Annotated in this window: 7 protein-coding genes; 4 read left to right on the top strand and 3 right to left on the bottom strand. The window is 39.7% G+C overall.

The window, feature by feature from the left end:
- The 3 genes from VF500_RS16450 to purB form a co-directional block, all read right to left on the bottom strand.
- Window positions 1–231: hypothetical protein (locus VF500_RS16450; RefSeq protein WP_330860714.1), on the bottom strand; the 231-nt coding region annotated here is incomplete at its 3' end.
- Window positions 232–467: 236 nt separating this feature from the next.
- The gene (locus VF500_RS16445) at window positions 468–1019 is read right to left on the bottom strand and encodes a NifU family protein (RefSeq protein ID WP_110583832.1); all 552 of its coding nucleotides are present in this window, start codon (window positions 1017–1019) and stop codon (window positions 468–470) included.
- Between the two features lie 112 nt (window positions 1020–1131).
- A complete protein-coding gene (gene purB, locus VF500_RS16440; protein WP_330860713.1) occupies window positions 1132–2475 on the bottom strand; it encodes an adenylosuccinate lyase in 1344 nt (447 codons plus the stop codon).
- Between the two features lie 207 nt (window positions 2476–2682).
- Here purB and VF500_RS16435 point away from each other — a divergent pair, with 207 nt between their 5' ends.
- The 4 genes from VF500_RS16435 to VF500_RS16420 all read left to right on the top strand — a co-directional run.
- Window positions 2683–3294, top strand: a complete 612-nt coding sequence (locus VF500_RS16435; protein WP_121225935.1) for a TetR/AcrR family transcriptional regulator — start codon at window positions 2683–2685, stop codon at window positions 3292–3294.
- 83 nt (window positions 3295–3377) lie between these two features.
- A complete protein-coding gene (locus VF500_RS16430) occupies window positions 3378–4730 on the top strand; it encodes a TolC family protein (protein WP_330860712.1) in 1353 nt (450 codons plus the stop codon).
- A 33-nt stretch (window positions 4731–4763) separates the two neighbouring features.
- Window positions 4764–5867: an efflux RND transporter periplasmic adaptor subunit gene (locus VF500_RS16425; RefSeq protein ID WP_330860711.1), complete on the top strand. Its 1104-nt coding sequence runs from the start codon at window positions 4764–4766 to the stop codon at window positions 5865–5867.
- Between the two features lie 25 nt (window positions 5868–5892).
- Window positions 5893–6724, top strand: an 832-nt coding sequence (locus VF500_RS16420; RefSeq protein WP_330860710.1) for an efflux RND transporter permease subunit, incomplete at its 3' end; no start/stop codon positions are given.

Raw genomic sequence — 6724 nt, 5'->3', positions numbered from 1 at the left:
GATTAATGAGACGATAACCCATGCAACCGGGTTGGTTTTTTTACGCCTGGGCTTAGGATTAGGCATATATTCCCAACTGCGTTGCTCATTCAATGTTGATATTTTGATACTATCCTCCTGCTGCTTTTGATGATAAACAGTTCTGCAGTACTTGCATTGAATTGTTTGGTCTGCACTCTTCTCCAATACTGCACCACAATTTGAGCAATTTATTAGTCGGTCAATTTCCATAGATTAAAAAGTTGGAGTAAGCAGAATGTCGTCAAATGAAAAGGCAGGAGGACATTTAAAAATACAAAACGATTTGGGCATTGTGATAATGTTTAAGATTAGGTAGCTAAAATAGAAACTTATGGAAAAATAACTGTCATTTAATTACAAACAGGTTTGAGGAATAAAAAATAAAGGCCTCTCATTTTATGAGAAGCCTTTGTGTAAACTATGGGAATCAACCCCAATCAATAATATTATAATGCTTCAGAAACCACCTCGGTAACTTCAGGTACCATGCGTTTAAGCAGGTTTTCGATACCGGCTTTAAGGGTTACGGTTGATGAAGGGCAGCCGCTGCATGAACCGCGAAGCTCAACAGTTACAACGCCTTCGTTAAATGAACGGTAAGAGATAGCGCCGCCGTCCTGCTCAACAGCCGGGCGAACGTAATCATGCAGGATCTGCTGAATTTTAACTTCGGTTTCAGATCCCTCAAAATTGCCAACCTCAGCTTCTTCTTCTAACTGAATCTTCAATTCAGATTCGATAGCGCCTTTAACAAACTCTTTCATTATCGGCTCAACATCTGCCCAGTCGCTGCCTTCAGTTTTGGTAATGGTAACAAAATTGCTGGCAAAGAAAACGCCGTTCACAAATGAAAACTTATAAAGTTCCTTTGCAAAGGGTGATTTTTCGGCACTTTCCTTTGTAGGAAAGTCAACACTGCCATTAATCAGCAGTTTGTTAACTATGAATTTCATAGTTGCCGGGTTAGGCGTTAATTCGGTATATACGTTGATGTTCATCGTTTCGTGTTTTAAAATCTTAATTAACAAATTTAGTGACCTTTTTCATTAAAAGCTACCACTTACTTTGTTATGACATGCGGATGATTTTTGATTTTTGCAAATAATAAAATCAAATTCCGGTGTAGTTTAAAGGTGTTATCTTTTTAATCTCCTCCTTAATCGCGTCACTTACATTTAACGTATCAACAAATTCCGCTATTGTGCCGGCGTTGATCTGTTGGTTGGTACGGGTAAGATCTTTGAGTGCCTCGTAAGGGTTAGGATAGCCTTCACGCCTTAATATGGTTTGGATGGCTTCAGCAACAACCGGCCAGTTAGCTTCCAGGTCGGCATTGATAGCATCGGTATTCAATAAAAGCTTATTTAAGCCTCTTACTGTTGATTTTATGGCGATAAGCGTATGCGCAAACGGTACGCCAATGTTCCTTAACACGGTAGAGTCGGTAAGATCACGCTGTAACCTTGATATTGGCAGTTTGGCCGCAAGGTGTTCAAATAGCGCGTTCGCGATGCCCAGGTTACCTTCCGAATTTTCAAAATCGATAGGGTTAACCTTATGCGGCATGGCCGATGAGCCAATTTCGCCTGCTTTGATCTTTTGCTTGAAATAGTTCATGGATATGTAGGTCCACATATCGCGGTCAAGATCTATCAGGATATTGTTAATGCGTTTCAATGCATCGCATTGCGCGGCAAAGTTATCGTAGTGTTCAATCTGGGTGGTGAACTGTGAGCGCTTTAATCCCAGGATCTCATTTACAAAATGATTACCGAATGCTTTCCAGTCTTTATCAGGGTAGGCAATAAAGTGAGCATTAAAGTTACCTGTAGCGCCGCCAAACTTAGCCGAATTAGGGATAGGTTTCAGCAATTCCAACTGGGCTTCCAAACGCTCCACAAAAACCAGGATCTCTTTGCCTAAACGGGTTGGCGAAGCCGGCTGACCATGGGTATGCGCTAACAAAGGAACATTCTCCCAATCGGCAGCGAAAGCTTTTAAGATACTAACCAGGTCATTGATTGCCGGATAGTAGCTGTTATTTAAAGCCAATTTGAAAGTATACGGGATAGCAGTGTTGTTGATATCCTGCGAGGTAAGGCCAAAATGGATAAACTCTTTGTATGGCTCCAGACCTAATTTATCAAACTCTTTTTTAATGAAATATTCAACCGCTTTGACATCGTGATTTGTCGTTTTTTCTATCACTTTGATACTTTCAGCGTCATCTTCCGAAAAATTCCTGTAAATGTCGCGTAACTTTTCTGATATATTTTTATCAAAAGCTTGTAACTGAGGGAGTGGGTATTCAACAAGTGCGATAAAATATTCGATCTCAACAAATACGCGGTACTTAATAAGTGCATATTCTGAAAAGTATCCGGCAAGTTCGGCAGAGGTGTTTCTATAACGGCCGTCAATAGGCGAGATCGCTGAAAGTGAAGTAAGCGTCATATTAAAAAGAGTGGGTAATAATTTTTTGCAAAGGTAATCATTTTTGATGTGCCATTGGCAGATTAAAAGCTTTGCAAATAAACCGCAGGATAATAAGCAATAATTAAACTGATTTTAAAAATGAACAAGTATTTGTAATGAAAAAGTAAAAATGAATGGAAACTTTTTATTCAAAAAATGTTTCCTTAGTTTTGACCCGGAAAGTCAATGAGTCAAACAGAAAGAATTATAAAAGGAGCCGAGGATCTGTTCTTAACCGCAGGGATCAAAAGTATCACCATGGATGATATTGCGAGGCACCTTGGCATGTCGAAAAAAACCATCTACCAGTTTTTTAAAGATAAGAATGAATTGGTTGTAGCCTTAACAGCAAAAAAGCTGAAGGAAGATGAGGAGCAAATGAATGAGATCATCAGCAAATCGGCTAATGTGATTGAAGAGATGATCAACATGACCAAATGCTCGGAAGAGATCTTTTCAAGGATCAACCCGATCGTTATTCACGACCTGCAAAAATACCATTCTGAAGCCTGGGAGGATTTTCAAAAGTTCAAGGCCGAAGTGTTGATCCAAAAAATGGAAGAACTTTTAATTAAAGGAATGGGACAGGGTTACATTCGTAAAGATATCGACGTAAAGATAATGGCGCGTATGCGGGTTAACCAGGTGGAGCTGGGCTTTAATACATCCATATTCCCGGTAACTGAGTTTAGTCCATGGAAGGTGCAAGTTCAGTTTTTAGATCATTTTAATTATGGCATTTGTACACTTGAAGGCTACAAACTGCTTAATGAGTATAAGAATATTAATAATGAATAACATGCTGACACACAGTTGTCATTAACAGCATGAAATTTGTATCAGCTTAAATGAAATCAAATCACTCAACCACAACATATATAATGAAATATCTATTTTACACGGCAACTGTATTTTGCGCCATAGCCTTTAAGGGCTACGCGCAGGAGGCAGCGCCAAACACCCAAACGTACAACTTTACGGTTCAGGACTGTGTTAATTATGCGTATGAGCACCAGGATTCTGTAGTTAATGCCAACCTTGATATTAAAAGCGCTGAGTATAAAGTTAGAGAAACCACCGGCATCGGTTTGCCCCAGGTAAGCGGAACCGCATCGTTCCAGGATTATCTGAAGATCCCTACCACTTTATTGCCCGGAGAAATTTTTGGACAACCCGCCGGCACTTTTATTCCTGTTCAGTTTGGGGTTAAATACCAATCGAGCGTTGGTGTTAATGCTGATCAGATCTTGTTTGATGGTAGTTATCTTGTTGGCTTAAAAGCATCAAAAACATATAAAGAACTTTCAGTCAGAAATCATATTCGTTCAAAAATTCAGGCCAATGTTAACGTTACCAAAGCTTATTACCAGGTTTTGGTAAGTAACGAGCAGTTAAGACTATTAAATGCAAATATTGCCCAACTAAAACAGCAGATGGATGAAACTGTACAGCAAAATAAACAAGGCGTTGTAGAAAAAATTGATGTAGACCGGATCACTGTTCAGTACAATAATTTAGTTACAAGCCGCGAAAATACCATCCGTTTGTTAGCCTTAAATTACCAGGTACTTAAGTTTCAGATGGGTATGCCTATTGAATATGCGCTTAGCCTGAAAGATAAACTTGAAGATATCAGGCTGGATGATAATACCGCCGAGCTTGCGGCCGATACCTCATTTTATCATAACCGTATTGAGTATAATTTGGCTGAAACAGCCGTAGACCTAAAGCAATTGGATTTGAAACGTCAAAGATCGCTTTCACTTCCATCGCTTAAAGCTAATGCGGCTTACACCTCGTCATACCAGAACAATAATTTTAGTAACCTTTATAAAATGAGTTTCCCGTCAAGTTATGTAGGGTTAACTTTAAACGTACCAATATTTAGCGGCCTTCAGCGGACTAATCAGATAAAACAGTACAAAAGTGCTGTGGTGAAATCGCAGAATGACCTGGAAAATGCGAAAAACGGCTTGAAGCTCCAGGCTAACCAGGCTCATATTACTTATGTAAACGGTTTGCAATCGCTTAATAATCAAAAACGTAACCAGACCCTTGCCCAGGAAGTGCTGCGCGTATCAAAAGTGAAATATCAGCAGGGAGTAGGCTCCAGTATTGAGGTTACCCAGGCACAAACATCGCTTGAAGATGCAGACAACAAATATATACAAGGTCTTTATGATGCCCTGGTTAGTAAAGTTGACCTTGATAAAGCTTACGGACGAATTAAATAACAACAACGCTAAACTCACCATATAACAATGAAAATGAAAAAATTTATATACATACCATTCCTGGTTTTACTGGCAGCCTGCTCAAGTAAGCCTAAAGATAAAAACGCCGAGCTGGCCGATCTGAAAAAGCAGCAATCGGATATTAACTCAAAAATTGAGAAGCTGCAGGCGGAGATAGGTACTACCGATTCAGCCAAAAGTACTGACGTAAGTGTTACTGAAGTTAAGACCGGTAGCTTTACCAATTATGTACAAATACAGGGTAAGATAGATGCGCAGGATAACGTTACTGCCTATCCGCAGGCACAGGCAATTATTACCGCTATTTATGTAAAACCAGGTCAGCATGTGAGTAAAGGCCAGGTATTAGCACAACTGGATAATAGCGTTATGCAGCAAAATATTGCACAAAGCGAAGCGCAGGTAAGTTTAAATCAACAGTTATTTGATCGTCAGAAAAATCTTTGGGATCAGAAAATTGGCACCGAAGTACAATACCTGCAGGCTCAAACCACTTTACAAAGCAGCCAGAAAGCTTTAGCATCGTTAAAAAAGCAATCGGCTTTATATCGCATCATATCACCAATTAATGGCACTGTAGATCAAATGGACCTGAAACTTGGTCAGGGTGCTGCACCTGGTCAAACCGGTATTCGTATAGTCAATGCCGATGTTTTAAAAGTTAAGGCCGACGTTCCTGAATCATACGCGAGTAGCGTAAACACCGGTAATGATGTTAAAATATTGATTCCGGATGCTAACGATTCATTAGTTACCAAGGTGACCTTTGCGGCCAAAGCAATTGACCCTACATCACGCAGTTTTGGTGTGGAGATCAAACTTCCTGTACGCAGCACACTTCGCCCTAATATGACCGCTATTTTGAAAATAGCCGATTACGCCAAAACAAATACTATAGCAGTACCGGTTAAAGCTATACAGAAATCAGAGAACGGCGATCATGTTTTTGTTAATCAGAATGGTATTGCAAAACAGGTGAATGTAAAATCGGGCGTTACCTATGGTGGCCAAACAGAGATATTATCGGGCTTGAAAGCCGGCGACCAGCTGGTTGTTGAAGGTGCAACTGAAATTGAGGACGGCGATAAGATCAAAGTTGTTCAGTCGGCCAATTAGTTATTAACCAATAGATCTGTTCATTATGAAAGATGTAGAAAAAAAATTTGGCCCGTCAAGCTGGGCTATCGATAACAAAACGGCCATTTATGTGCTCATGTTCCTGATCACAGCGCTTGGCCTGATAAGTTATAATCGCCTGCCTAAGGAAAACTTTCCGGATATAGCGCAATCAAAGGTGTTTATAACTACAACCTTTGCTGGTCAGTCTCCCCAAAATATTGAGAACCTGGTAACACGCCAGATTGAAAAGCAACTGAAATCTTTAAAGGGATTAAAGAAAGTAACCTCAAACTCGGTTCAGAACGTTTCTATTATCACAGCTGAGTTTCAAGCCAATATTGATATCAAGGATGCAAAAATAGACGTAAAGGACAAGATTGACCAAGCTAAGAAAGATCTCCCGCAAAATGATAATAATTATACCGATCCCGTTGTTTCGGATATCAATGTTGCGGATCTTCCTATTTTATATATAAATATATCTGGTAATTATGACCTGAAAAAGCTAAAGGAATATGCTGATATATTAAAAGATGAAATTGAAAGTTACAAGGAGATTTCAAAAGTTGATGAAGTTGGCGCTTTAACACCTGAAATTCAGGTTAATGTTGATATGAACAAAATGGCTGCCGCACAACTCAGCTTGCCAGATATTAGTACGGCTATTGGTTACGAAAATATTTTATCGTCAACGGGTACCGCTAAAACTGATGGCGTTCGCAGGACTATCGACATTAAGCAGGATTTCAAAAATGCCGATGAGGTAGCTGCCATGGTGATCCGCAACCCAAAAGGGCAGGCTGTTTATTTGAGGGATATTGCTGAGGTTAAAGATTCATTTTTAGAACAGGAAA

Origin of the sequence: Mucilaginibacter sp. (assembly GCF_036383575.1) — a bacterium.
Lineage (GTDB): Bacteria > Bacteroidota > Bacteroidia > Sphingobacteriales > Sphingobacteriaceae > Mucilaginibacter.
The sequence above is the reverse complement of the archived record's forward strand: the minus strand, read 5'-3'. Positions and strand labels throughout refer to the sequence as shown.

Bases quoted from the DNA above. Each gene is read 5' to 3' on its own strand.
- purB (WP_330860713.1), bottom strand. From the start codon at position 2,475: ATGACGCTTACTTCACTTTCAGCGATCTCGCCTATTGACGGCCGTTAT.
- VF500_RS16435 (WP_121225935.1), top strand. From the start codon at position 2,683: ATGAGTCAAACAGAAAGAATTATAAAAGGAGCCGAGGATCTGTTCTTA.
- VF500_RS16425 (WP_330860711.1), top strand. From the start codon at position 4,764: ATGAAAAAATTTATATACATACCATTCCTGGTTTTACTGGCAGCCTGC.
- VF500_RS16430 (WP_330860712.1), top strand. From the start codon at position 3,378: ATGAAATATCTATTTTACACGGCAACTGTATTTTGCGCCATAGCCTTT.
- VF500_RS16445 (WP_110583832.1), bottom strand. From the start codon at position 1,019: ATGAACATCAACGTATATACCGAATTAACGCCTAACCCGGCAACTATG.